The sequence below is a fragment of the Flavobacterium sp. DW-iso2 genome (assembly GCF_058725285.1).
On the sequence record NZ_JBZXDY010000008.1, the window covers coordinates 307 to 25,832 of the forward strand.

The window sequence follows — 25,526 nt, forward strand, 5'->3', positions numbered from 1 at the left end:
CTTAGTAGCGGGAACTGGACTCGAACCAGTGACCTTCGGGTTATGAGCCCGACGAGCTGCCTACTGCTCTATCCCGCGATGTGCGTTTGTAATCTCAATAAAATTAACTTAGTAGCGGGAACTGGACTCGAACCAGTGACCTTCGGGTTATGAGCCCGACGAGCTGCCTACTGCTCTATCCCGCGTTGTTTCGGGTGCAAAGGTACAACGAATTTTATCATTTGCAACAAAAATTTTAAAAAATGTTTTATTTTATCTATTCACTTGATATAACTACCTTTGTAAAATAAATAATATATTAAATGTCACATAAAGCAGGTTTTGTAAATATCATCGGGAATCCAAACGTTGGGAAGTCCACATTAATGAATGCCTTTGTAGGGGAAAGATTGTCTATCATTACGTCTAAGGCACAAACGACTCGTCATAGAATCCTTGGGATCGTAAACGGAGAAGATTTTCAAATGATTTTGTCTGATACGCCGGGGATCATTAAGCCCGCGTACGAAATGCAAGCATCGATGATGAACTTTGTAAAGTCCGCTTTTGAAGATGCTGACATTTTAATTTACATGGTAGAAATAGGGGAGCAAGACTTAAAAGATGAAGCGTTCTTTAATAAAATCATTCATTCAAAAATACCTGTGTTATTATTGTTGAATAAAATTGACAATTCTAATCAGGAACAATTAGAAAAACAAGTGGCTTTTTGGACGGAGAAGGTGCCTAATGCAGAAATATATCCTATATCTGCCTTGCAGAACTTTAATGTTCCAGAAGTTTTTCAAAGAATAATTTCACTTTTACCAGAATCACCAGCCTATTATCCAAAAGATCAACTTACGGACAAACCAGAACGTTTCTTTGTAAACGAAACCATTCGGGAGAAAATTTTATTGAATTACAGCAAAGAAATTCCATACGCAGTCGAAATTGTAACAGAAGAGTTCTTTGAAGATGAAAACATCATAAGAATCCGTTCTTTGATTATGGTAGAGCGTGAAACTCAAAAAGGGATTATTATTGGACATAAGGGAGCTGCACTAAAGAAAGTAGGGATGGATGCTCGTGCTGATTTAGAGAAATTCTTTGGAAAACAAATCCACATCGAACTGTATGTAAAAGTGAATAAAAACTGGAGAAGTAACGTGAACATGTTAAAGCGTTTTGGTTACAACCAATAAGCTTGTTGTTTATCGTTTTGATTCGAAATTAAAAGTAAACAGTAAGAAACATAGCGTTTAGTTCCGGCAGATCTTATAATATGAAAAATCAATATTAGAATTCAAATTCTGATATTGATTTTTTTTTGCTCAATTCGATCGGGATCAAATATATTTTTAATAATTAGGATGCTAGAATCTTTAAGAACAGGGTTTCTAATTCATTCATTTGATCATGACCATTTTCGCGGATTTGTTTTGCAATAAAATACAATAGGAACCAGGAAAATACCATAAGTCCAATAACTATAAAATCGAATGTCATGCTGTTTTTTAAAACATAGTCGGAGTAGGCTATTCCGCTAAATGTTAGAAAGATTCCCGCAATTATAAAATGAAGAAACATGAAAAGAGTCCATAAGGTGGGGTCGGGGCCAAATAATCCTCTTATATGTGTTTCGTTCTCATTTTTCGGTTCCAATTCTAAATGTAAATGCGGGGAATAGTAGGATCTTTTGTTGTCTTTTATATTTAGCCAAATGTGGGTACCACCCGTTTTTACAGAATAATCGTCGCAGTTTGATTTTTTATAATCTTCAAATTTTTGAAGTACTATGTCTGTGTTTTCTGGAACATCTTTGTAAAATCGTAAACGAAGTCTTAATTCATTATTGGTTTCCATAGTAGTAAAGTTATATCTGTTAAAAAGGTAAGGATGTGCTAATATATCAAAAAAATTGATATTGACGGGATTAAACACTACCTTTGCAAAATATTGAAATTAGTATTATGAATAACATTGTTGCGATAGTAGGAAGACCTAATGTAGGGAAATCAACCCTTTTTAATAGGCTGATACAAAGAAGAGAAGCTATTGTAGATTCAGTTTCGGGAGTTACCCGTGACAGAAACTACGGAAAAAGTGAGTGGAACGGAAAGGAATTTTCTGTAATCGATACGGGAGGATATGTACGTGGCTCTGATGACGTTTTTGAAGGCGAAATCCGTAAGCAAGTAGAATTAGCCATCGATGAAGCAGATGTTATTATATTTGTTGTTGATGTCGAAGAAGGGATTACTCCAATGGATGATGCTGTTGCGAGACTATTGCGTAAAGTGACTAAACCGGTTTTACTTGCTGTAAATAAGGTGGATAATGCGATGCGTGAAAAAGATGCGATTGAATTCTATAACTTAGGTCTAGGAGAATATTACACTTTTGCAAGTATTTCAGGAAGTGGAACTGGGGATTTATTGGACGCATTAATTGATGCCTTTCCTATAAAACCAGAACCAACACAGGAAGAAATCGAATTGCCTCGTTTTGCAGTAGTAGGAAGACCAAATGCGGGAAAATCAAGTTTTATCAATGCATTAATTGGTAAAGACAGATATATTGTTACTGATATTGCGGGTACTACTCGGGATTCTATTGATACAAAATTTGACCGTTTTGGTTTCGAATTTAACTTGGTTGATACTGCTGGAATTCGTCGTAAGGCCAAAGTAAAAGAAGATTTAGAATTTTATTCTGTAATGCGTTCGGTGCGTGCCATCGAGCATTCTGATATTTGTATCCTGATAATTGATGCAACTCGTGGATTTGAAGGTCAAGATCAAAGTATTTTTTGGTTAGCCGAAAAAAACAGAAAAGGTGTTGTTATTCTTGTTAACAAATGGGATTTGGTCGAAAAAGAAACCATGTCAACAAGAGATTACGAAGAAAAAATCAGAGAAGAGTTAATGCCATTTACGGATGTGCCTATTCTTTTTGTTTCTGCATTAACTAAACAACGTTTATTGAAAGCATTGGAAGCAACTGTAAAAGTGTACGAAAGTAGACAACAACGTATTGCAACTTCTAAATTCAATGAATACATGTTGAAAGTGATTGAAGCGTATCCACCACCTGCAACAAAAGGGAAATATGTAAAAATCAAATATTGTATGCAATTGCCAACGAAAACACCACAGTTTGTGTTTTTTGCTAATATGCCACAATATGTAAAAGAGCCTTACAAACGTTACCTTGAAAATAAAATCAGAGACAACTGGGACTTCTCTGGAGTACCAATTGATATTTACATTAGAGAAAAATAAAGATACAAAACAAACAAAGTATAAAGAATATAAAAACCCTTGTAGGCAATAGCTTTTAAGGGTTTTTTGCTTTTGCAAATATAGCTTTATTTTGTGATGTTATGTGTTAGTTTTTCATTAGATTTGTCCCTATTGTGTCCCTCAAAACAAATTTATATGAGAACTAAAGTAACCATAAAACAAAAACCGTTATCGGAAGGACGTGAAAGTCTTTATTTGAATTTTGCTCCTAAATTCATAAATCCAAGAACGAGCAAAGAAATACGTAAACTTTATTTAAAGGTATTTATTTATACCAAGGCGAAAACACCCAAAGAAAAGTCTGATAATAAAGAGGCATTAAAATTTGCAGAGGGCATGAGACAGAATTTTGAGACCCAAGCCAATAAATTTGAAATCTACAATGTATTAGAATTGGAAGTACTTAAAGAAATTGAAAAAGAGAAAGAAAATTTTATTGATTTTTTTGAAAAAGTTAAAAATACTAAAGTAGGAGCAACAAAATCAATTTATAAAAGTACGCTAGATTATTTTAAGAATTACACAGGACATAAAACCGTTATTTTCAAAGATGTTAATTCTTTGCTCGTTGAGGGGTTCAGTAACTTCTTAAAAACAACACCAAGTATAAAGAGTAAAAAGGTTACACTTTCTACAAATTCAGCTTCTAATTATTTAGGGAAACTAAAATCAGTTTTAAGAGAAGGGCAAAAGCAAGGTTTTCTAAAAGATAGTAAGGTTTTTAATGTTGCAAGTATTAAAACCGAAGAAGCAGAAAAGAATTTTTTAACAGTTGATGAGCTGAACAAAGTTTCTAATACAACTTGTAAAATTCCAATATTAAAAAGTGCCTCTTTATTTTCAGCTTTAACTGGTCTAAGGTTTTCAGACATAAGGAATTTAACTTGGAGAAGTTTTGAAACGGATAAAGGGAATTACTTTTTAAAATACAACCATCAAAAAACCAAAAAACATGTACACAGGCAGCCAATACCTAGACAAGCCTTCGAATTAATGGGAGAGCCTAAAGAAGCAGATACAAAAGTTTTTGAGGGTTTAACTTATGGTTCAGTTGAAAATAATACTATTAAGAATTGGGTTAAAGAGGCGGGAATAACAAAAAAAATAACCTTCCATTGCTTTCGCCACACGTATGCAACTCTACAACTGGAAGCTGGGACAGATATTTATACAGTTTCAAAGATGTTAGGGCATAAGGCATTAACGACTACACAAGTTTACGCAAAAATTGTTGATACAACTACACAGAAAACAACTAAAGCAATTAATATAGATTTTTAACAAATGAAAATAGAAAAGGATACCGTAAGTAGAATAAAGGAATTGAGTAAAATGCTTAAAAATATAGTAGGAACAGCCCCAACTGGAAGTTTTTTTAACACTTCTAATGGCGAACTGATAGACCTCCGAACAAAAAAAAACGAAAATGACCGTAACAAAATCAATTCCATAGAAAAACAAAAACTTAATTTAAAAGATTTGTTTTGTAATGAAAACGACATTCAAAGATGTCTTCAAGTTTTAAGAGATTTAGAAAAGCCATTCATTACGGCAGATAATAAATATATTGGAAATAATAAGGGAATGTTTCCTTTGTGGATTAATGTATTGAGAAACCAAAAACCAAAGTCTTTAATTAATATATTGACAGATGAAGCAGTAAAAGACATTTTAAACGATAATATTGAAGGCTTGAAATTAAGTAAAGATGCAAGCGAGTTTAGAAAAACGTATTCAAGGTTAGAAAATAGCGGAGTTAGAATGGAAATAAAAACCCTTTTAGCTTCAAGATAGACCTTTAATCTTCCCAATTTTCCCATCGTGCCGAATTGGGAAAATTACCTTTTATGTTCATCTTTAATTTGTTCCGAACCAACAAATTAAGAAAAAAATGGAACAGATTATTTTTACTTCGTTACCTATTGGAGATTTAGAAACTCTAATGATTAACTGCTTTACAGCTTGTTTAAAACAACACGTAAAAGCAGAAAAACAACCCTCCAATGAACAACAGCAAAATGAATTGCTAACCGTTCAACAAACAGCTACTTTTTTAAGTTTGTCAGTCCCGACAATTTACGGCTTAATTCATAAAGGAGAAATCCCAAATATGAAGCAGGGCAAACGATGCTATTTTTTGAAGTCTGATTTAATGAAATATTTAGAACAGGGCAGACGTAAAAGCAATGCAGAGATAAAAAAAGTAGTTTCTAAAGCCGTCAAATCTATTAATCATTAATATTATGAGAGATAGTAAACCACAGGCAAAACAGTTAAGCGATGCAATTGACAACGCTATGACCACGGAACAAACGGCAATTTTAAACCCGTTTCCTATTGATGTATTCCCGTTACTTTTTAGAGATTTGGCAAAGGATTTAAACACGTCCTTAAATTTTCCTACTGATTATGTAGGAACAGCAATTTTAACAGCAGTAGCCACAGCAATCGGAACAACAGCAAAAGTAAGAGTAAAAAGCAATTGGTTTGAATATGCTTCACTTTATACTTGTTTTATAGGAAACGCTGGAGCAAACAAAACCCACCCGATGAACTATTTATTTGGAGCTATACGGGAACTCGACAAAAAAAGCCACGATATTTTCAAAGAGCAAATGATTGAGTATGGAACTTATTGCAAATTATCAAAAGCAGAAAAAGAAGGATCAACGCCCGTTCCTTTACCAATTCTAAACAAAAGTTTATTAACGAACTTCACACCCGAAGTATTAAATAAAAGATTAGAAGAAAATTTGAGAGGTTGCACGGTTGTAAGCGATGAAATGTCTACTTTTTTTGAGGGAATGAATCAATATTCAAAGGGCGACCAGATTGGCGTGTATCTTTCATTTTGGAGCAACCAACCCACCACAATTGACCGAATAGGAAACCCGATACCTTTATATATTCTAAGCCCTTATTTGTAGATCATTGGCGGTTTACAACCTCGAATGTTAAGTAGTGCGTTTCCAGTTCAAAAACTAAATAATGGATTTTTTCAAAGATTTTTATTTGCGTATCCTGAATCTAATTTCAAACAACCGATTAATGATATTGAAAACGATGAAGCTATTTATAACAAGTATAAAGACTTTATTCAAAATTATATTAACACTTCAACGGTTTATGAAGTGGACGGCAAAATTGAAAGTAAAATTTTAAAATGGACACCCGATGCGAAAATATTTTTCTACAAATGGCAGAAAGAAAATTGCGATTTAGTGGATGAATTTCAAAACAATATTAAGGGTGAAATTGCTTCAAAATATGATAACCATTTTGCAAGGTTATCTTTATTGCTTCAATTGATGTTAGACCCGAAAAGCGAAAGTATTGACATTACAGCCGTGCAAGGTGCAAAAGAATTGTGTAGCTATTATATGAACTGTGCTTTTAAAGTTTTGGCAGTTATTCAAAACCCCGCTGAATATTTGGAAACATTAAACCAAAATAAAAAAGATTTTTATAAGACTATAGCAGATAAATTCACAACAGCCGAAGCCTTAGCAATAGGATTAAGATTTGACTTTCTTGAAAGGCGTATAAAGGAATTTTTAAACGATACCATTTTATTTAAGAAAATAAAACACGGAATGTATGAGAAAATCATAAAATCCGAACGAGAAAATTTAAAATAATTTAGTCTTTGCACTTTGCATTATCGACATTATTGACATTTTGAAAGTGTTGAAAGTGTTGAAAATGCAAAGTGCAAACTATAAAAATCTTATTACGATGAAAATTTATAAATACAATTTGGATAAAAGCGGAAAAAAGTTTTTTTGTCCTAAATGCAATAAACGAACCTTTGTTAAACTTGTGGAATTTGAAACAGGAAACTATTTGAGCGATGAATTTGGACGGTGCGATAGAGAAACAAATTGCAGTTATCACAGCACCCCGAAAGTTGAATTTATTAATTCCTATGTAGTCAAACATATTCCAACGCCCGAACCCTCATTTCACAATTACGAACTTGTGAGCCAAAGCGGTCGGAACTTTACACAAAATAACTTTGTACAATTCCTGAAAACAATATTCACACACGATCAGGTTAAAAATGCACTATTAAAATATCTTATAGGTACTTCAAAACATTGGAGCGGTGCAACTGTATTTTGGCAAATTGATCAAAATGAGAAAGTAAGGCACGGCAAAGTAATGTTATTCAACTTTGACACAGGCAAACGACAAAAACGAGCAGACGGCAAAGCTTACATTAGTAGCGTTCGCAGTATCTTAAAACTTGAAAATTTTAATCTTAACCAATGTTTATTTGGTTTGCACCTAATTAATGAAAGCAACCACAACACTATTGCGGTAGTAGAAAGCGAGAAAACAGCCGTTTTAATGAGTATTTTTAAACCTCAATACATCTGGGTTGCAACTGGAATGAAAGGGGGGTTTAAATACGAGAATTTGAAGCCAATTAAGAACTATAAAATTATAGCGTTTCCAGATAAAAGTGAGTTTAACGATTGGCACAATAAAGCAATAGAATTAAATGTAGTAGGGTTTAATATAAATGTAAGTGATTGGCTGGAGCAAACAGACTATAAAGAAGGAACAGACCTCGCAGACGTTTATATTGATGAGGTTGCAAATGTAGTTCCTGAACGAATAAGAGAACCTACAGCCACAGAAATAATAGTTAATCGAATAGCAGATCACACGCCCGAAATAAGGTTATTAATTGAAACCTTTGATTTGACCGATGTAAATGGTAACGAAATAAGAGAGAATTAATTTTATTAAATTGTGGAAACCCGTAAAGTAGATTAAATTTATTAGTGTACTTTTGATTAAATTTTAAATTATGAGAAAAATATTATTATTTGGGATGTTGTTATTGAGTGTTAGTTCTTACAGCCAATCATATAAAGTCGGAGCTTTGTTTTTTAATTCTACTATTGCAAAAACTGACATACTCCTCACGATAACTGATGAAAAAGTTAGACTTGAATCTAAAGATTATCCATCAGAGTATGATATAGTAAAAAACACAAACGGCACAATTTATACAACAGACGGAGTATTAACACAATCATTTATTCTTTCTAAACAATCGGGAAAGCAAAAAGGATTTGCTTACGATACTATAATTATTTTTAGTTTAGACGCTAAAATACCAACAAGTCAAAAAATAATGTATTATTGTAAACTTCAGGAATAATTTATTCAATACTTAATAGACAAAAAAAAGGCGAACCATTACGGAACGCCTTTTTTTATTCAAAATAGTTCACACAGGCAAGTGTAAAACCTTAACAAATATAATCATAAGTTTTATCTATCAATAATATTTATTACATTTGTTTTATCTATAATAGTTTAAATTAGATTGATATGGCAAACAATACAGGAATTAAATTTGGAGGTCGCACAAAAGGAGTGCCAAACAAGACCACCGCAGAAACCAAAGAACTATTACAAAAGATAGTTTCAAAAGAGATAGAGAATTTAAGCAATTTGCTGGAGCAACTCGAACCGCTGGAGCGTGTTAATGCAATAGCTAAACTTTTGCCTTACATAGTTCCAAAACAAAGCGAAGTTTCGGTATTAGAACCAGAATTACCTCGAAGAATTTTAATAAAAGTCAATAGGCAGTAAGTTGAAGTTACCCAAAATTGAGTAGTTTTTTTATTTAAATATCACTAAAAGTGGGTATTGTTTACCACAGATTTAAGTTGTTTATTGTTAATATATATAAACAACAAAAAAGATGAAAAAAGTATTAGGTTTACTATCGGTTATATTATTAGTTTCGTGTTCCAATGATTCTGAATCAATTTCAACCGATACACAAAAATATGTAACTGATAGCTCGTTTAAGTATAGAGTAACAAGTGAAACACAAATATATGATTTCACAAATGATGGGGTTTTCAACCCAACGGAGAAAGACTTATACCCTATCTCAGATAAGTATTATACTGATTATTACGCAGTAGCAAATTATTCTTTTTTTGACAAAGAAAAAATGATTCTGGACGATAAAGAGCATGGCACATGGGATGGTGGTGATAACCTTCAGGTATTTGTTAAAGTAATTAGTTCAGATATGGGAATTTTAAAATTGGAGTCTGGTGAAAAAGTTGATTTTACATTAAAAAATCAATTTACCGTAAAAATTATTGAACAAGGCTTGGCTGATGACAGAACGTATTATGGTTGGTTATCAACTACAATTTATAAATTAATTCCTTAATAATAAAAGTAGTTTATGAAATGGATAAAATCATTGTTTAAAACGGACAAAAAAGAAGAAATTTTGGTTACTACAGTAAGAAATTCTAAAGTTGATAACATTCAAAATTCAAATTCTTTTCCTACTACAAATGTCATAAGTGAAGGAAGTAAACAATTTGAAAAAGTTAAAGCTTATACGGAAACAGAAATTAGGCAATACATAAACGAAGTTGTTAGAGAAGCGAAAGATACATCAAAGGTGGATACTGGATATTTACAACGTTCTATTCGTGGAAATTTATTTAAAGGAAAGATTACTTTTAGGCAAATTTATTATGGAGCAGAGAATGGAAATTCTAAATTAACTGAAATTGCTCAAAGATTAATGCCTAAAGATTTAGAATGGAAAATTATTTTACAGGATGATGAAGGTAGGGATTTGTCTTAATATGTTCGAACATGAAAATTTTGGAAGCTAGAATAATAGTCTGATTAAAGTGCTCTTATTGGTACTATTTATTCCCTTAAAATTTTTTCTGAAAGTATTGTTTTTAATAATTTTAAGTTAATTAAGTCCCTTTTTTGTCCCTATTAATAGTAAGTTACTGATAATCAAATACTGATATATTTATTAGAGAGAAATAATTTTTATTTCCATATTTATAACAGAAAGTTTATCGAGTTAGTCATAACTCGGTAAACTTTTTTACATTTATAATAAAAAATGGCATCTATAAATAATAAAGTAGTTTGGATCACTGGAGCTTCCAGCGGCATCGGGGAAGCTTTGGCGTATGAATTAAGCCAAAGAAACTGCAAACTTATACTTTCTGCTCGTAATGTTGAAAATCTCGAACGTGTCAAAGCAAAATGTTCGAATGCCGAAGTCGAAATTCTTCCGTTTGATTTGGCAGATTTCAATAATGCCAAAAAGCATGTTGAAAAAGCCATTTATTTTTTTGGTAAAATTGATGTTCTAATCAATAATGGTGGAGTGAGTCAACGTTCACTTTTAGTTGACACTGATTTTGAGGTAGACAAAAAACTCATTGAAGTAGATTATTTAGGAACGGTTGCTATTACAAAAGCGCTATTACCGCATTTTATTTCGAATAGAAAAGGACGTTTTGTAACCATAACCAGTTTGATGGGAAAATTTGGTTCTCCATATCGTTCTGGTTATTGCGGAGCGAAACATGCGTTACATGGCTTTTTTGACGTGTTGCGAATGGAGCATCAAAAAGACAATATCAATGTCACAATCATTTGTCCGGGATTCATACAAACGAATGTCGCAGTAAACGCACTGACGGGAGATGGGTCAAAACAAAAAAGTAACGATCAAGCAACCCTGAACGGTATGCCAGTATCGGTCTTCGCTAGAAAATTAGTCAAAGCTGTCGAATCTAATTCGTTTGAATCTTATATAGGAGGAAAAGAAGTGCTGGGCATTTATTTAAAACGATTTTTCCCTAAACTGCTTCATCGTCTTGTGCTAAAAAGTCAAGTAAGATAATAAATCTCTATTTTTTCTAAGGGGTGATCATTTAAATGCGATCTCTTAATATCTGATATTCATTTGTTATAGAGGAAGAATTTTAAAATTGCCATAAGAAATTACATATATTAGAATAAATAACTTAAGTTCGTTAGAGATTTAAAATAGTTAGCGATCTTATTTAATTATGACAAAATTTCACCTTCTTATCTTTTCTTTTTTGTTAAGTTTTTCTTTGTTTGCCCAAAGTACTGTTAATCTTCGAGGTAAAATTTTGGACGAAAATACACAAGTGCCTTTGGAGGCCGCTACGATTTATCTTACTTCTGTAAAAGACTCTGTTGTTATCGATTATACTATTTCAGATAAAAATGGAGTATTTAAAATTGATATAAAACAAATCAGCAATCCTTTCTTTTTGAAAGTTTCTTATATGGGATATCAAGCCTATAAGCAGAAGGTGGCCGCTATTTTAGAAAGTAGGGATTTTGGAATTTTACATCTGATTGAAAATTCACATACTTTAGATGAAGTCGTTGTCAAGAGTGAAGCGCCTCCCATTAGAATCAAGAAAGATACTTTGGAATTTAATGCCTCCTCTTTTAAAGTTCGTCCTGATGCTAATGTCGAGACCTTATTAAAACAATTACCAGGAGTAGAAGTGGGAACAGATGGTAAAATTACAGTTAATGGCAAGGAAGTTAACCAAGTTTTGGTAAACGGTAAGCCGTTTTTCGATAAAGATGGGAAAATTGCACTTCAAAGTTTGCCTTCGGATATTATTAATAAAGTCCAAATTTCGGATACGAAAACTAAAAAAGAGGAGTTGAGTGAAGAAGCATCGACATCTAATAATGCTAGTATTAATTTGACTATTGATGAAAAGAAGAATAAAGGGTTCTTTGGGAGGATGATGGGTGGTTATGGAACAGGGGAACGATATGAAAGTAGCGCCTTAATAAATTACTTTAAAGGAAAAAGAAAGATAAGTGTGCTTGCTTCGTCAAATAATATCAACTCTACTGGATTCTCCATGAATGAAATTTTTGATAATATGAGTGGCGGAAGAAACAGTTCTATGGCAGTTAACTCAGCCAACGGGTCTTTTACGCTTAATGGAAATCGTTTTGGTGGTGGACAAGGAATAACTCGTTCTAATATGGTAGGAGTTAATTATTCGGATGAATTATTCGAAAAATTAGAAATAAGTGGTAATTATTTCTTCACGAATTCTAATTCAGATAATGTAAATAGAACCAAGACGATTACATTTTTGCCTACTGGAAATATAAACCGCGAGTCTGAAGCAATAACAAATGCTTATAATTTGGGACATAATGTAAGTTTTGAATTTGAATATAAAATAGATTCGACTGCAACTATTTTTGTTGGACCAAAATTTTCTAAGTCGAACTCGAAATTTTCTAATGACTCTTTTGAAAAATCTTTCAATGAGATCGGTCAGCTGGTTAATGAGAGTATAGCCCTAATTTTTGACGAAAGTGACAAAGGAAGCTTTAGCATTCCAATTAATTTCAATAAGAGATTCAGTAAAAAAGGACGCTTTCTAAGCGCTTCATTTAGCAACGAAAATTCGATTGAGGATGTAAGTTCTTTAAATAAAACCAATACGCAGTTCTATCAAGGTACAGATCCAGATATCATTAGAGATCAAATTAGAAAAAACAGGAATACTGTGGATAGGTATGTGGCTGAAGTAGAATATGCTGAACCTATTTCAGACTCTCTAAAAGTTAAATTTGGTATTAATTACAACAAGGAATCTAAGTCGAATGATAGAAATACCTTTGATTTTAATTCTGGTTCTCAAACCTATTCTGATTTGAATCCAGAATTAACAAATGAGTTGGCGTCAAGCAAAAAAACTTTTCGTCCTCAAACTGGGTTCTCCCTCAACAAAAAAAAATATAACCTAAATGTGACGGCAGGCCCTTCGATAGTGCAATATGATACTCATTCATTTTATCTGGGACAACCGACTAATTTGACAAAAAATCATGTTTTACCATATGCCACTGCGCGACTTTCATATCGCTTTAGTAAATCTAAGTCGATATATTCGAACTACACTTTTGATTATGATTTTCCTAGTGCAACTCAGATTTTACCCGTAAAGGATCTATCAAACCCTTTAAGTACTACTGTGGGGAATGTTAATTTAAAGCCAAGTGGGAATCATGTAGGGTATGTTGGACTACATAACTATGATTATGCGACACGATCTGGTTACTCCTTTTATTTTGGTGGAAACATCTACGATAATCAAGTGGTTTCTTCGGTGCTATATGATTCGAGTATAAAAAACAGTATTACCTTTGAAAATGTTTCGGGAACTTATTCTACTTGGATTGGATCTTCTTGGAACAAATCATTTAAAAAAGAAGCTCATACTTTTAAATATGGCTTGAACTTTAGTGCCAATTATGGATTAGCAAAGGGTTTTGTGAATTCCGAAATGTATGAGGCTAAAACATTAAGGTTAAATCCAAAAGCTAATTTTACTTATGAGTATGGCGAGTTATTGACCATTAATCCAACTTATAATTTCACTTACAATGATTCCAAGTATACTAATTTTAGGACTAACGGAGCCTCGAGTGTAATCCATAAATTTAATGTGCAAACAACGAATTATTGGCCTAAAAACTGGGTTTTCGGAAATGATTTTGGATATACATTCAATTCTAATATTGCAGATGGATTTAAAAAGGATTTTTATCTATGGAATACGAGTTTAGCCTATAGTTTTTTTGAAAATAAAATGACAGCAAAAGTAAAAGTGTATGATATGTTGAATCAGAACCAAAGTGCTACACGAACGATTTCTCCAACAGATATACGCGATGAAGAAAATGTGGTTTTAAAAAGATACCTTATGTTTTCATTGACATACAAACTTAGCAAGTTTGGAGCGACGGACAAAAAATCAAATGGTAATAGTCTTATGTTTTTCTAGACAAAAAAATCTTTTTCCTTACAGTTACTATCTACCAGATATAAAATATAGTCCCGATTTTTGTCGGGACTTTTTATGCTTTACAATTTCTGGTACTTTAAGAATCCTTTAATTTATGATCTTTAATGCGTGCTGAACGCCTTCATAATTTTTTCAACTTGGGGTGTTTGGCAAGTCGATGTCATTTTTCCAAAATTCGTTGACTTTGACTCTCTATCATTCGTTTTCATTTTACCTAATTTCATCATCACAAGTACCCATGATTTGGTAAGTGAATTTCTCGTTCTAAATTTTTTACGCTAATTTCCAAATCTAAAAATAGTTTAATTGAATGATTCATTCTTTATCACGGATGAATAATTACTAGTTTCGTTTGGAATTTCGCGAGATATATTGCAGGTCAATAGTGATTATTTATTCATAACCGGAGTATGATTTATTTTAAAAATTTATCTCTAGTCATCTAAAGTATTCATAGGATGATCACCGTACCAATCCTTAAACGTTTTTGTAGTGGTGTATTTATCAGTCAGTACCGTGTAAACCATAAATAGAATTAATAATTCTCCAAAAATAAGTAAACTTAGGAGTATGGGTACTACTATGTCAGTTAGACATAAACCGGCAAAAATAAATACAAATGCTGTGGTAAACCACACGACTTTTATTGCAAAATTTTTCATGGCTTTTTTCTATTAAATTTACAATTAATAGTTAAAAAATATAGTTAACTAATTGGTAATCAATTATTAAAATTTAAAATAACCTACAAAGTCTAAGTGACCAAGAAATAAGTCCATATAAATTACTTTCTGCGTTGTGGTAAAAAATCAAATAGAGAATAACCATAAAAAAAAGCTGCAAATTGCAGCTTTTTTTATAATTGAATAGAGTGAATCTTGTTTACCAACTTCCTCCAGAACCTCCTCCAGAAAATCCGCCGCCGCCAAATCCACCACCGAATCCGCCTCCGCCAAAACCTCCTCCAGAAGATCCACCTCCAAAACCTCCGCCTCCGCCTCCACGGCCAAGACTGCTTAAGAGAATGACATCCAGTAAACTGGGTCCACCGCCACCGCGATTACCAGAGTTACCACCACCTTTATTTTTTGAAATCAATACAAGAATGATAACAATAATAATGATAAAAGGTAAAATAGGAAAATCTTTTCCTTTGGTTTGCTTTCGCTCTCCTTTGTATTTTCCTTTAAAAACATCAAATAGCGCGTCAGTTCCTTTATCTAAACCATTATAGTAGCTTCCAGCTCTAAATTCGGGTAATATAATATTTCGAGTTATTTCACCACCAATTCCTGCTGTTAGGCGATCTTCAAGGCCATAGCCAGGTGATATCCATATTTTTCTTTCGGCTTTAGCCAATAAAATAAGGACTCCGTTATCATCCTTTTGAGTTCCTCCAATTCCCCATTCTTGTCCCCATTTTGGTGTTAGTATACCTATGTCTTCTCCTTTTAGGCTTTCAATAGTAATAACTACAATCTGGGTAGTTGTGGTATCCGCATACTTAACGAGTTTTTCTTCTAACTGTGTTTTTTCTGATGCACTTAATACATTGGCATAATCATAAACACTAGTTTGAAAATCGGGTTTCTTTGGAATTGTAAATTGTGCAAACCCTATTTGCGTTATAAAAAGACCAATAAGTAAGTGCAGTAAAAGGGTTGTATTCTTTTTTTGTAAAATCATTATCCTTTAGATATTTCGTTTGATAGTTCATTCGTGTCATCTTCAGACCACGGAAAATGTTTCTTAAGTTCTTCGCCTGCTCTTAGGATTCCGTCAATTAATCCTTGTTTAAAATTACCGTTTTTAAAATGAGCAACCATGATATCTTTCGTACTATCCCAGAACGTATTAGTTACAATATCATTTATCCCTTGGTCACCACAAATCACAAATGTTCTGTCTTTCACGGCAAGGTAAATTAAAACCCCATTTTTAAGTTCAGTTTGGTCCATTTTTAGTTCGTTAAAAACTTCAAGTGCACGATCATAAGGATCTAAAGCAGTCGTTTTCTCGAGATGCACTCTGATTTCTCCAGAGGTATTTTTTTCGGCCACACGAATAGCTTCAACAATTTCTTGTTCTTCTTCTTGGGTTAAAAAATCTTCTACTTTTGACATGAGTTGCTTTTTTATTTAGAATTAATAGATAAAGAGGGCTGATTCATTTTAAAATAATAAACCATTAAGAAACAAGATTCATTATTTCTTAATAATCTAAATTCCTTAATGGTTTATTTTAAAACTGCCCTTTTTAATTTAGGGGATTTAGAATTTTACTTCAACTGGTTTTTCAGCACCTACAACAGCTTCGAAATATGGTTTTTCCTTAAATCCGAACATACCTGCAAAGATTGAGTTTGGGAAAATTTTGATATGATTGTTGTATGGTTTTACCGCTTCGTTAAAACGCGTTCTGGCTGTAAGAATTTGATTTTCTGTACTAGCTAATTCATCCTGTAATTTCAAGAAATTTTGGTTTGCTTTTAATTCAGGGTAACGTTCTACACTAACCAACAATCTGGAAAGAGAACTGCTTACGCCGCTTTGTGCTTGATTGAATTGTGCTAATTGTTCCGGAGTGATATTTGTAGGGTCAACAGTAACCGAAGTCGCTTTGGCACGTGCTTCAATAACGGCAGTCAAAGTACTTTTTTCGAAATCAGCAGCACCTTTTACAGTATTCACTAAGTTTCCGATTAAGTCATTTCTTCTTTGATAAGAAGTTTGAACATTACCCCAGGACTCGTTAATTCCCTGCTCGTAAACTACAGCAGTATTATTGATTCCTTTTACATAGCTGTATATTCCGATGATAACAACGGCTCCGATAATCCAAGGCAAAAATCTTTTCATGTTTGTTTAATTTAAAGTTGATTTTTAATATTTGTTAATTGTGTTCTTATTGTTTCTAATTTTCGGATAATTTCAAATTTATCCAATGTTTTCTTCTGTCCTTCTTTCAAATGTGTTTTAGCCCCTTCTAAGGTGAACCCTCTTTCTTTTACCAAATGATAAATAAGTTGCAGGTTCTTAATGTCTTCCGGAGTAAACATTCTATTCCCCTTAGCATTTTTCTTTGGTTTCAGAATATCAAATTCATTATCCCAAAACCGAATCAGCGAAGCATTTACATCAAAAGCTTTGGCGATTTCACCAATGCTATAATATCTTTTATCTGGTTGTAGCTCTATGTGCATTAGTCTAATGATTGATTTTCCTGGTTCGCTAATTTTGAAATGGCAACATATTCCACTGCCGAAATATTTCCATAATAAAAATTAAGCGGATTAACTACTTTACCGTCTTTGTGTACTTCATAATGTAAATGTGGACCTTCAGATCTACCTGTACTTCCCACATAACCTATAATGTCTCCTCGTTTCACTCTTTGTCCCGCTTTGACATTGTATTTGCTTAAATGGCCATACAAGGTTTCGTATCCATAACCATGCCTAAGGACGATATGATTCCCGTAACCGGAAGCCCTGTTGTCCGCTTGTGCTACAACTCCGTCTCCAGTTGCAAAAATAGGTGTGCCTTGTTTAGCTGTAAAGTCCATCCCCTTATGCATTTTACGGGCTTTAGTAAATGGATCTGTCCGGTATCCAAAACCAGAAGCCATTCGTTTTAAATTTTCGTTCATGACAGGCTGAATGGCAGGAATGGCAGACAATAATTTGTTTTTGGCTTTTGCCAGTTTTAAAATGTAATCGAGCGACTTAGATTGTATGGCCAATTCTTTGGTAAGAACATCTACTCTTTTTGTTGTATTAAGTACCAGCTGCGTATTGTCATAACCCTGTAAAGCAGCATATCTATCTTCGCCACTAAATCCTGATTTGCGTTCTTCTTCTGGTATCGGCGCTGTGTTGAAATAAGTTCGGTATAAATTATTATCCCGTTCTTCAATCGCTTCAATTACATTGTCAAGCTGATCCATTCTTTTGTCTAAAACGGCGTAATTCAATTTTAAATTGTCATTTTCACGAATTAGTAGCCGGTCTTTCGGTGTGTCAAAGTAAGGTGTGTTTAATAAAAGCACAAATATAAGTGAGCCAAACAATGCCGAAGCCACTAAAAACAAGGCGGCAAAACCAAATTTCCATCTTTTTTTTGTTTTTATTTTTCTATAAGCTAGATTTTCCGAATCGTAATAATATTTTACTTTCGCCATATTTTAAAATACCCTATTTTTGCACATTGTAAAATGTAAGATGAACAAATTTAATAAATGTTTCATTTGTTCTCGCGTTTTTTCAATAATAAATAAAATAATGTGCCTATTCCAGCTATTCGTTGCAAGTTCTCGTTTAGTAATCGTTTTTTCTAATGATACAGCAGGAGCTTCCGCTGGTCGCTCTGCCGTTTCAAGAAAAAAATGATTACTCAATCTCGAAGCTTTCCACTACTATCTGGGGCATGAAATGCTTTAGAGCAATACATAAATAAAAAAACTTTGTGCCTTAGCGCCTTAGTGGCAAAAAAAATAAAATAATGAAATCACAAGACGTACGTAAACAATTTTTAGACTTTTTTGAAAGCAAAGGACATTTAATTGTTCCTTCGGCACCCATAGTACTTAAAGATGATCCAACCTTGATGTTTAATAACTCAGGAATGGCACAGTTTAAAGAATATTTTTTGGGTAATGCCACACCAAAAAGTAATAGAATTGCCGACACTCAAAAATGTCTTCGTGTTTCAGGAAAACATAATGATTTAGAAGATGTAGGGTTTGATACCTATCACCATACTATGTTCGAGATGCTAGGTAACTGGTCTTTTGGTGATTATTTCAAAGAAGAAGCCTTGCCTTGGGCTTGGGAATTTTTAACCGAAGTTTTAAAATTAGATAAAGACCGTTTGTATGTTTCTGTTTTCGAAGGAAACGAAGCAGAGAATGTGCCTTTTGATCAAGAAGCATTTGATATTTGGAAACAGTTCGTTCCTGAAGATCGCATTATCCTTGGAAACAAAAAAGACAATTTTTGGGAAATGGGAGACCAAGGACCATGCGGACCATGTTCTGAAATTCATATCGATTTGCGTACTGATGAAGAAAGAGCGGCAGTTACAGGTAGAAGCTTAGTTAATGCGGATCATCCACAAGTCGTTGAAATTTGGAACAACGTATTTATGGAATTCAACCGTAAAGCCGATGGTTCTCTTGAAAAATTACCGGCACAACACGTAGATACCGGAATGGGGTTTGAGCGTTTGTGTATGGCAATGCAAAATACTACTTCAAATTATGATACGGACGTGTTTACACCGCTTATTGAAAAAGTGGAGGAAATTACAGGATTGAAATATACTTCGAACGAAGTAAAGGAGATAAGTGAAGATCAAAATAAAACCAATATTGCGATTCGTGTAATTGTGGATCACGTGCGTGCAGTAGCTTTTGCTATTGCCGACGGACAATTGCCTTCTAATACTGGAGCGGGATATGTAATTCGTCGTATTTTGCGTCGTGCAATACGTTATGGATTTACTTTTTTGAATACCAAAGAACCTTTTATATTTAAGTTGGTTGCTGTTTTAGCGGACCAAATGGGAGAGTTTTTCCCTGAAATCAAAAAACAACAAGGCTTAGTAACAAATGTAATTCGAGAAGAAGAAACTTCTTTTTTGCGAACATTGGATCAAGGTTTACAGTTGTTAGATAACGTAATTGCAACTAATCAAGGAAAAGAAGTGCCGGGGGCAAAAGCATTCGAATTGTATGATACTTTTGGTTTTCCAATCGATTTGACGGCTTTGATTCTTAGAGAAAGAGGATTCAGTCTAGACGAAGCTGGTTTTGATAAAGCGATGCAAGAGCAAAAAGCACGTTCGCGCGCTGCCTCTGAAGTTTCAACAGATGATTGGAAAGTTTTAGTAGAAGGAAATACAGAAACTTTCGTAGGTTATGATCAAACAGAAAGTGAAGCAAAAATTACCCGCATTCGTAAGGTGGACTCTAAAAAAGAGGGTGTGATGTACCAAATCGTTTTAGATAACACACCGTTTTATCCAGAAGGTGGAGGACAAGTGGGAGATAAAGGGGTTTTAGTTTCGGCAAATGAAACCATCCAAATTATAGATACTAAAAAAGAGAATAATTTATTTCTGCATTTTACTAAAAAATTACCAGAGAATGTAAACGGTGGTTTTGTGGCTAAAGTAGATAGTAAATTAAGATCAGATACAACAAAAAATCACTCTGCGACCCACTTGATGCATCAGGCATTGAGAAGCATATTAGGAACACATGTGGAACAAAAAGGATCGTTAGTAAGTCCAAACCATTTGCGTTTTGACTTTTCTCATTTTGCAAAAGTGACTGATGAAGAACTGCAGCAAGTAGAAGACTTCGTTAATGCTAGAATTCAAGAACAATTACCATTAATAGAGCGCAGAGATATTCCTTTCGCGCAAGCGGTAGAAGAAGGAGCGATGGCTTTGTTTGGTGAGAAATATGGAGATCATGTTCGTGCAATTAAATTTGGCGAAAGCATGGAACTTTGTGGAGGAATTCACGTGAAGAATACTGGCGAAATCTGGTATTTCAAAATCGTTTCAGAAGGAGCTGTTGCTGCAGGGATTCGACGTATAGAAGCGATTACTGGTGATGCAGTTAAGGTCTTCTTTGCTTCTCAGGAAAATGCATTGAACGAGATTAAGCTTGCTCTGAAAAACCCGCAAGATGTTATTAAAGCGGTAGTTTCAGTACAGGAGGAAAATGCCAAATTAAAAAAGCAAGTAGAGCAATTAATTAGAGATAAAGCAAAAGGATTAAAAACAGAATTGGCGCAACAAATCCAAGAAATAAACGGAGTACAGTTTCTGGCAGTTCAAGTGGATCTTAACCCAGAAGGAGCTAAAGATTTAGCTTATGATTTAGGGAATTTAGGAACTAATATGTTTTTGGTTTTGGCTACAGCCGAAGAAGGAAAACCAATGTTAAGCTGTTATATTTCTAAAGAATTAGTAGCTGATAAAAGCCTAAATGCTGGACAAGTGGTTCGTGAATTAGGGAAGCACATACAAGGTGGAGGAGGTGGACAACCTTTCTTTGCTACTGCAGGTGGAAAAAATGTGGATGGAATTGCAGAAGCTTTAAACAAAGCGGTGGATTTTGTGAAGTAGTTTTTCTTACTCATTAAAATGACTAACCCTTTCCTTTTGCGCAGGCAAATCGAAAGGGTTTTTAAATCACAAATAAAGATTCTAAATTAAATTTTAATTGCTCAATAAACTAAAAAGGAATTTATATCTTAGAAGAAGATGTTGATGAAAATAAATTATATTAATGAAATTTAACTGCTAAGTTGATTTTAATTTATTTGATGAACTCAAGAACATTGTAACGTTTCTGAGTTCATTTTTTATTTCATAGAGATCAAATTTTGTATTTTTGAAACGATTTAATATAATCCTATGAATTTCAGAACTCAAATACCCATTCCTAAAAGTACTCATTCGATAGATTACAATTCGAAGATTATGTCTTTGGGCTCTTGCTTTGCGGTAAATATGTCAGAGAAACTGCATTATTTTAAATTTCAGAATTTCTGTAATCCGTTTGGAATTTTATTTCATCCGCTGGCAATCGAAAAATTTATTGCCTTCGCTGTTGCAGAAAAAGTATTTACGGAGGCCGATATTTTTTTTTACAATGAACGCTGGCATTGTTATGCTGCACATTCTGATTTAAGTAATGCTAATCCACTTGAGTTAATAAATGATTTGAATAAAATCATCCAATTAACTTGGAAACAGCTAAGCGAAGCTTCACACATCATTATAACGTTTGGGACGGCTTGGGCATATCAAAATATTGAAAGCAACGCGATCGTTGCCAATTGTCACAAAGTTCCTCAAAAACAGTTTAAGAAAGAACTGTTGGCGATAGATATAATTCAGAAAAGTATTCAAAATACAATCGATTTAATTCATTCAATTAATCGGGAAGTAAAAATCATTTTTACGGTTTCACCAGTGCGACACATCAAAGATGGTTTTGTCGAAAATCAATTAAGTAAGTCCCATTTAATAGCTGCTATTCATGAAGTTTTGATAACAGAATGCTACCAACTGAAAACGGAATACTTTCCCAGTTATGAAATCATGATGGATGAACTTCGGGATTATCGTTTTTATAACGAAGATATGTTGCATCCCAGCCAGGTTGCGATTGATTATATTTGGAAACGTTTCAAGGAAGCTAATATTTCAGAAGCCGCTTTAGTTGCAATGGAGGAAGTAGAAAATATCCAAAAAAGTTTATCTCATAAACCTTTTAATCCTAGTTCAGAAAGTCATCAAAAATTTGAAGCTAAACTAAAGGATAAAATTACTACATTGGTCTCTCAATATTCATTCATGAAATTTTAATTATGCTAAGAAGATTACTTATTTTTATGGCAATGATAGTCGTCGTTGTATTATTGTTTAAATATTGTGAATTCAAGAAAGAGGACGATTCAGGAATAGATTACAATACGAGCTTGATACAGCAACAAATTGTCAATGTAGGTAAACTAGTAGTAACGGAAGGGCATTTTTCTGAAGTGATTACATATAAGAATCAGGAAAAATACCTGATGGGAATGCTTACATTCGATAAAAAGGCTTTGATAGTCGTTAATGCAGATGTAACTGTCGCATATGATTTGCATAAAATGAAATATGATATTGACGAAAAAAACAAAATGATTTCCATTTTATATATTCCAAAAGAGGAAATTAAAATTAGTCCAGATATTCAGTTTTATGATGTAGAACAAAGTAAGCTAAATCCTTTTACCGGAGATGATTATAATAAAATTAATAAATCAGTAAAAGCAAATCTGGCCAAAAAAATAGAAAAGTCAACACTTAAAACAAATGCTCAAAACAGGTTAGTTAGCGAGTTGTCTAAGTTCTTAATTCTTACCAATAGTTTAGGATGGACATTAAAATATGAGGGGGTTGTAATTGAAAGCGAAAAAGATTTTGGACAGAAAATAAAATTGTGACGCGTTTGCAATTTGTTTTTCGATTCAATAAAAAGGGTTTAAACAGTAGACTGATTTAAACCCTTTTTTTTATTATTTTGTAAGTCCTAATTCAGCCATCATTGCTTCTCTCATCTCGACTTTACGAATTTTACCGGTAACAGTCATCGGAAATTCAGTGACAAATTTTACCTGACCAGGAATGGTATAATGAGCTATTTTTCCTCTACAATATTCTTTTATTTCTGAAGCCGTGAGTTCTGATTTGTCATGCATTTGAATCCAAACACATACTTGCTCTCCATATTTTTCATCCGGTATTCCAAAAACTGATACTTCTTTTATTTTGTCATGGGTATATAGAAACTCTTCTATAACCTTTGGGTAAATATTTTCGCCGCCACGGATAATCATGTCTTTGATTCTTCCCACAATATTAATATAGCCTTCTTCATCCATCGTCGCCAAATCGCCACTATGCATCCAGCCGGCGGTGTCAATAGATTCTTTTGTTCTAATGGGGTCATTCCAATAACCGAGCATTACGCAGTATCCGCGAGTACAAAGCTCTCCTGATTCGCCGATGGGAACGACTTGATGAGTCTCTGGATGGATGATTTTTATCTCGGTATGCGGCAAAACTCGATCCACGGTGCTGACTCTTTTGTCAAATGGAGCATCGTGCCTAGTTTGAGTGCTCAGCGGACTCGTTTCTGTCATGCCGTAACCAATTTCCATTTCGACTAAATGCATTTCGGTTTGCACCTTTCTCATCAGTTCTGATGGACATAGCGATCCAGCCATAATTCCTGTTCGCAAACTGCTGAGATCATATTGTTTAAGATCAGGGTGGTCTAGCTCAGCAAAAAACATTGTGGGTACTCCAAAAAGGGCAGTGGCCTTTTCTTCAGAAATCGCCTTTAAAGTTGCTTCGGCATCAAAGGTTTCACTCGGGTAGATCATAGTTGCTCCTTGACTGATGCAACCTAAATTCCCTAGTACCATACCAAAACAATGGTAGAGGGGAACTGGTATTACGATTTTGTCTTTTTCAGTGATACGCTGTGTTTTAGAAGTAAAATAAGCGTTGTTTAAGATATTATGATGGCTTAATGTGGCTCCCTTTGGACTTCCTGTTGTGCCACTTGTAAATTGGATGTTGATCGGATCGTCAAAAGAAAGAAGACGTTGTCTGGTTTCTAATTTATGATAATCAATGTGGATTCCCATATCGATAAATTCTTCCCACATCAGTATTCCTTCAAGATTGGTCTGACTTAAAGAAATAACCGATCTTAACAACGGAAATTCATTACAATCAAAAGTAGGAAGAGTGTTGTTTTTGAGATTAGGGATTAATTCAAAAAGCATTTCACTATAGTCCGTATGTTTGTTTTTATCAGCAATCACAATCGATTTACATCCGGAATGATTTAAGGCATATTCTAGTTCGTAAGTGCGATAACTGGGATTTATATTTACTAAAATCGCACCTATTTTGGCCGTTGCGATTTGAACAATTAACCATTCTACACAGTTGCTGGCGCATATGCCCACGCGATCACCTTTTTGTATATCAATCGCTAAAAATGCCTTGGCACATTGGTTTACCCGAATTTCTAGTTGCTCGTAGGTATAACGAATATTCTGATGTCTAGAAACAACAGCCTCGTTTTTGGGAAACCGATTTACGGTATCTTCAAAAGCTTCGCCTATTGTTAGACCTAATAAAGGTTCATCACTGATGCCGCTTGTGTAGCTGTATTTTTTCATAATCTTTTATTTAAAAAGGAATTGATTTTTTGCGATATAAGAAAAGGGTTTTCTTTGTATGGAAAATGTCTGCAGCCCTCAATAATAATGGGTAATGCAGTACTTCCTATTTTTTTGGCAATGTTGGTACAATGTTCTTGTGTGGCATACTCGTCTTTTTCACCTTGCAGGATAAGGCTCGGGCATTGAATTTTTTGGAGCTCATCTTCTATATTCCAATTGCTAAATCCCTCTGAAAGCCAGCAGTTTTTCCAATTTTGAAAAAGACGTGCTGTTTTATTGCTATGGTATTTTTCTAATTGAGCAATGATTTTTTCTGAATTTTGAATGGTATTTCTAATACCTGCCTTAGTCGCTTCTTCCACTTTGACGTGTCCTGCAATACTTATGATTGCTTGACAATCTGGGTATTTGGCGGCATATAATAGCGCGATGCTGGCACCGTCGCTCGAGCCAATCAAAATAAAATTTGTGAAATTTTGTGATAGTATAATTTCTCTCAGAAAATAAGCTTCCGCTTCAAGGTAGCCTTTTGACCATTTCGAATCTAAGGTATCTGATTTTCCATGACCTAATCGATCATACAAAAAACCTCTTGTTTCTAGTTTGTCGCAAAGTTGAACAGGGAATTCTTTCCAACTTTCAGAACATCCCAATGCATCATGAAGAAAAATGAGTACGGATTGATTTGTGCAATTCAGTGGAGTGATCTGGCTGCAAAAAATATTATTTTCTACGATGCGAATCATTTTACTGTCTTTAGTACCCATATTCATATTTCCTTTTGAAATTTAAATA

General features: G+C 33.8%; 24 protein-coding genes, 2 tRNA genes and 1 pseudogene. 16 read left to right on the forward strand and 11 right to left on the reverse strand.

Features of this window, described 5'->3' with window-relative positions; translation table 11 throughout:
- Positions 1 to 5 precede the first annotated feature (5 nt).
- Together AC4PRO_RS07330 and AC4PRO_RS07335 are read right to left on the reverse strand one after the other, a co-directional pair.
- A tRNA-Met gene (locus AC4PRO_RS07330) sits at positions 6 to 78 on the reverse strand.
- A 34-nt stretch (positions 79 to 112) separates the two neighbouring features.
- Positions 113 to 185 (reverse strand) — tRNA-Met (locus AC4PRO_RS07335).
- A 117-nt stretch (positions 186 to 302) separates the two neighbouring features.
- On the opposite strand from AC4PRO_RS07335, the gene era reads away from it, so the two are divergent.
- Positions 303 to 1,184 (forward strand): GTPase Era, encoded by an 882-nt coding sequence (era, locus tag AC4PRO_RS07340; protein WP_074721452.1) that lies wholly within the window; start codon positions 303 to 305, stop codon positions 1,182 to 1,184.
- Positions 1,185 to 1,347: 163 nt separating this feature from the next.
- Here era and AC4PRO_RS07345 read toward each other — a convergent pair whose 3' ends face one another.
- The gene (locus tag AC4PRO_RS07345; RefSeq protein ID WP_074721450.1) at positions 1,348 to 1,845 is read right to left on the reverse strand and encodes a hypothetical protein; all 498 of its coding nucleotides are present in this window, start codon (positions 1,843 to 1,845) and stop codon (positions 1,348 to 1,350) included.
- A gap of 107 nt (positions 1,846 to 1,952) precedes the next feature.
- Here AC4PRO_RS07345 and der point away from each other — a divergent pair, with 107 nt between their 5' ends.
- From der to AC4PRO_RS07405, 12 genes and pseudogenes are all read left to right on the forward strand, one after another.
- A complete protein-coding gene (gene der / locus AC4PRO_RS07350; RefSeq protein ID WP_074721448.1) occupies positions 1,953 to 3,263 on the forward strand; it encodes a ribosome biogenesis GTPase Der in 1,311 nt (436 codons plus the stop codon).
- Between the two features lie 414 nt (positions 3,264 to 3,677).
- Positions 3,678 to 4,565 carry a site-specific integrase gene (locus AC4PRO_RS07355; RefSeq protein ID WP_492116885.1) on the forward strand — a complete coding sequence of 296 codons (888 nt, stop codon included), beginning with the start codon at positions 3,678 to 3,680 and terminating at the stop codon, positions 4,563 to 4,565.
- 3 nt (positions 4,566 to 4,568) lie between these two features.
- Complete coding sequence (locus AC4PRO_RS07360) at positions 4,569 to 5,078, forward strand: hypothetical protein (RefSeq protein WP_492116886.1); 510 nt, start codon at positions 4,569 to 4,571, stop codon at positions 5,076 to 5,078.
- A 97-nt stretch (positions 5,079 to 5,175) separates the two neighbouring features.
- Complete coding sequence (locus AC4PRO_RS07365; RefSeq protein ID WP_492116887.1) at positions 5,176 to 5,523, forward strand: helix-turn-helix domain-containing protein; 348 nt, start codon at positions 5,176 to 5,178, stop codon at positions 5,521 to 5,523.
- Between the two features lie 58 nt (positions 5,524 to 5,581).
- Positions 5,582 to 6,922, forward strand: a pseudogene (locus AC4PRO_RS07370) (DUF3987 domain-containing protein).
- 97 nt (positions 6,923 to 7,019) lie between these two features.
- Entirely contained in the window at positions 7,020 to 8,030 is a 1,011-nt protein-coding gene (locus AC4PRO_RS07375; protein WP_492116888.1) for a DUF6371 domain-containing protein, read from the forward strand.
- Positions 8,031 to 8,100: 70 nt separating this feature from the next.
- Entirely contained in the window at positions 8,101 to 8,457 is a 357-nt protein-coding gene (locus AC4PRO_RS07380) for a hypothetical protein (protein WP_492116889.1), read from the forward strand.
- 173 nt (positions 8,458 to 8,630) lie between these two features.
- Positions 8,631 to 8,894, forward strand: a complete 264-nt coding sequence (locus AC4PRO_RS07385) for a hypothetical protein (protein ID WP_492116890.1) — start codon at positions 8,631 to 8,633, stop codon at positions 8,892 to 8,894.
- 112 nt (positions 8,895 to 9,006) lie between these two features.
- A complete protein-coding gene (locus AC4PRO_RS07390) occupies positions 9,007 to 9,492 on the forward strand; it encodes a hypothetical protein (RefSeq protein WP_492116891.1) in 486 nt (161 codons plus the stop codon).
- A 15-nt stretch (positions 9,493 to 9,507) separates the two neighbouring features.
- The gene (locus AC4PRO_RS07395; RefSeq protein ID WP_492116892.1) at positions 9,508 to 9,921 is read left to right on the forward strand and encodes a hypothetical protein; all 414 of its coding nucleotides are present in this window, start codon (positions 9,508 to 9,510) and stop codon (positions 9,919 to 9,921) included.
- 276 nt (positions 9,922 to 10,197) lie between these two features.
- Positions 10,198 to 10,989: an SDR family oxidoreductase gene (locus AC4PRO_RS07400; RefSeq protein WP_492116893.1), complete on the forward strand. Its 792-nt coding sequence runs from the start codon at positions 10,198 to 10,200 to the stop codon at positions 10,987 to 10,989.
- A gap of 256 nt (positions 10,990 to 11,245) precedes the next feature.
- On the forward strand, positions 11,246 to 13,948 hold the full coding sequence (locus AC4PRO_RS07405; RefSeq protein ID WP_492116894.1) for an outer membrane beta-barrel protein: 2,703 nt from the start codon (positions 11,246 to 11,248) through the stop codon (positions 13,946 to 13,948).
- Between the two features lie 455 nt (positions 13,949 to 14,403).
- Here AC4PRO_RS07405 and AC4PRO_RS07410 read toward each other — a convergent pair whose 3' ends face one another.
- The 6 genes from AC4PRO_RS07410 to AC4PRO_RS07435 all read right to left on the reverse strand — a co-directional run bounded on the left by AC4PRO_RS07410 (position 14,404) and on the right by AC4PRO_RS07435 (position 18,148).
- Positions 14,404 to 14,631, reverse strand: a complete 228-nt coding sequence (locus tag AC4PRO_RS07410) for a hypothetical protein (RefSeq protein ID WP_492116895.1) — start codon at positions 14,629 to 14,631, stop codon at positions 14,404 to 14,406.
- 220 nt (positions 14,632 to 14,851) lie between these two features.
- Positions 14,852 to 15,655 (reverse strand): TPM domain-containing protein, encoded by an 804-nt coding sequence (locus AC4PRO_RS07415; RefSeq protein ID WP_074721444.1) that lies wholly within the window; start codon positions 15,653 to 15,655, stop codon positions 14,852 to 14,854.
- Positions 15,655 to 16,092 carry a TPM domain-containing protein gene (locus AC4PRO_RS07420; RefSeq protein WP_074721442.1) on the reverse strand — a complete coding sequence of 146 codons (438 nt, stop codon included), beginning with the start codon at positions 16,090 to 16,092 and terminating at the stop codon, positions 15,655 to 15,657. Before AC4PRO_RS07420 ends, AC4PRO_RS07415 begins: the two co-directional genes overlap by 1 nt.
- A gap of 147 nt (positions 16,093 to 16,239) precedes the next feature.
- Entirely contained in the window at positions 16,240 to 16,827 is a 588-nt protein-coding gene (locus tag AC4PRO_RS07425) for a LemA family protein (RefSeq protein ID WP_074721440.1), read from the reverse strand.
- Positions 16,828 to 16,838: 11 nt separating this feature from the next.
- Positions 16,839 to 17,171, reverse strand: coding sequence for a MerR family transcriptional regulator (locus AC4PRO_RS07430; protein ID WP_074721438.1), 333 nt, complete (start codon positions 17,169 to 17,171; stop codon positions 16,839 to 16,841).
- Positions 17,171 to 18,148 carry a M23 family metallopeptidase gene (locus tag AC4PRO_RS07435; protein ID WP_074721436.1) on the reverse strand — a complete coding sequence of 326 codons (978 nt, stop codon included), beginning with the start codon at positions 18,146 to 18,148 and terminating at the stop codon, positions 17,171 to 17,173. Before AC4PRO_RS07435 ends, AC4PRO_RS07430 begins: the two co-directional genes overlap by 1 nt.
- A 320-nt stretch (positions 18,149 to 18,468) precedes the next feature.
- On the opposite strand from AC4PRO_RS07435, the gene alaS reads away from it, so the two are divergent.
- The 3 genes from alaS (at position 18,469) to AC4PRO_RS07450 (ending at position 22,976) form a co-directional block, all read left to right on the forward strand.
- Entirely contained in the window at positions 18,469 to 21,105 is a 2,637-nt protein-coding gene (gene alaS, locus AC4PRO_RS07440; protein WP_492116896.1) for an alanine--tRNA ligase, read from the forward strand.
- A gap of 291 nt (positions 21,106 to 21,396) precedes the next feature.
- Positions 21,397 to 22,353, forward strand: coding sequence for a GSCFA domain-containing protein (locus tag AC4PRO_RS07445; protein WP_492116897.1), 957 nt, complete (start codon positions 21,397 to 21,399; stop codon positions 22,351 to 22,353).
- Positions 22,354 to 22,355: 2 nt separating this feature from the next.
- Positions 22,356 to 22,976, forward strand: a complete 621-nt coding sequence (locus AC4PRO_RS07450) for a DUF4230 domain-containing protein (RefSeq protein ID WP_074721430.1) — start codon at positions 22,356 to 22,358, stop codon at positions 22,974 to 22,976.
- A gap of 72 nt (positions 22,977 to 23,048) precedes the next feature.
- Here the strand turns inward: AC4PRO_RS07450 and AC4PRO_RS07455 are convergent, their stop codons facing one another.
- Together AC4PRO_RS07455 and AC4PRO_RS07460 are read right to left on the reverse strand one after the other, a co-directional pair.
- Positions 23,049 to 24,728, reverse strand: coding sequence for an AMP-binding protein (locus tag AC4PRO_RS07455; protein ID WP_492116898.1), 1,680 nt, complete (start codon positions 24,726 to 24,728; stop codon positions 23,049 to 23,051).
- The gene (locus AC4PRO_RS07460) at positions 24,725 to 25,498 is read right to left on the reverse strand and encodes an alpha/beta fold hydrolase (protein ID WP_083380341.1); all 774 of its coding nucleotides are present in this window, start codon (positions 25,496 to 25,498) and stop codon (positions 24,725 to 24,727) included. The genes AC4PRO_RS07455 and AC4PRO_RS07460 overlap by 4 nt, the downstream gene beginning before the upstream one ends.
- Positions 25,499 to 25,526: the final 28 nt, after the last annotated feature.